The sequence below is a fragment of the Synechococcus sp. R3-13 genome (assembly GCF_047462195.1).
Classification (GTDB): domain Bacteria; phylum Cyanobacteriota; class Cyanobacteriia; order Thermostichales; family Thermostichaceae; genus Thermostichus.
In genome coordinates this window covers 1-947 of the sequence record NZ_JANSIO010000223.1, presented here as the reverse complement: position 1 = coordinate 947, position 947 = coordinate 1, and the positions used below count along the sequence as shown (strand labels likewise).

Below are 947 nucleotides of genomic sequence, written 5' to 3'. Positions count from 1 at the left end.
AGTGCGGGGCTCCTGCGATTTCTAGCTGAAAGCGCGGGGACAACTTCGCCTCAGTTCGGATCCCTACTGGGTCGAGCGGGTGAACCGCATTGGCCAACGGGTGGCCGCCCACAGCGAACGGCCCCATCTGCCCTACACCTTTCAAGTGGTGGAAGATCCCGACATCAACGCCTTTGCCACACTGGGAGGCTTTGTCTACATCACCACCGGTGCCCTCGCAGCCGCCGACAACGACGACCAGATTGCCGCCGTGCTGGCCCACGAGGTGGCCCACATCGGCGAACGCCACGGCCTGCAACAACTGCAGCAGGCTGCCACTGCCCAGTTTGGGGCTCAATTGTTGGGGCTCAACGACAGTACCCTGGCCGCTCTGGCCCTGGAATTGGGAGTACGGCGCCCGCAGAGCCGTGAAAACGAGTTTATCGCCGATGAAAAAGGTCTGGGGGCAGCCTATCGCGCCGGGTTTGACCCGCAGGGCATGCCGCAATTTTTGGCCAAGTTGCAATCCCGCGGATCTGTGCCAGAGTTCCTGCGCACCCATCCCCCCGTCTCGGAGCGCATTGCCCGCCTCAACCAGCTCATCATTCAGCACGGCATGGTCAGCCCAGCCGGTCAGACCGTTCCACTCCGCGGCTCCGGCGGCTCCATTTGGCCCTCCGGATCCCCCGAACAAACCCAACGCACCGAGATTGAGATCCTGCCGCTACTCCCTGTCCTGCCCTAACTCGGCCCAGAGGGATCCCTTCTGCCCAAGGCCGGCTGAAATGGCTCTCGCTCCCAATCTTTGGCCTTGATGACTTCCTGTGTTTCTTGGTCGGGGATGGCTACTGGTGGAGCTGTGCTTCACAGCAAAGGCAGGCCACGCAGTCTCCGCAACTGGTTGAGGTGGGCCGGGCAATCGCATCCGAATAGGGCAAGGGCAATAGCTGCGTTGCTTTCTTCAAGGG

At 62.0% G+C, this 947-nt stretch carries 1 protein-coding gene; it reads left to right on the top strand.

Going from position 1 to position 947, the window contains the following annotated elements; genetic code table 11:
- Positions 1 to 79: 79 nt before the first annotated feature.
- Entirely contained in the window at positions 80 to 724 is a 645-nt protein-coding gene (locus NW856_RS06955) for a M48 family metallopeptidase (protein ID WP_414399624.1), read from the top strand.
- Positions 725 to 947 lie beyond the last annotated feature (223 nt).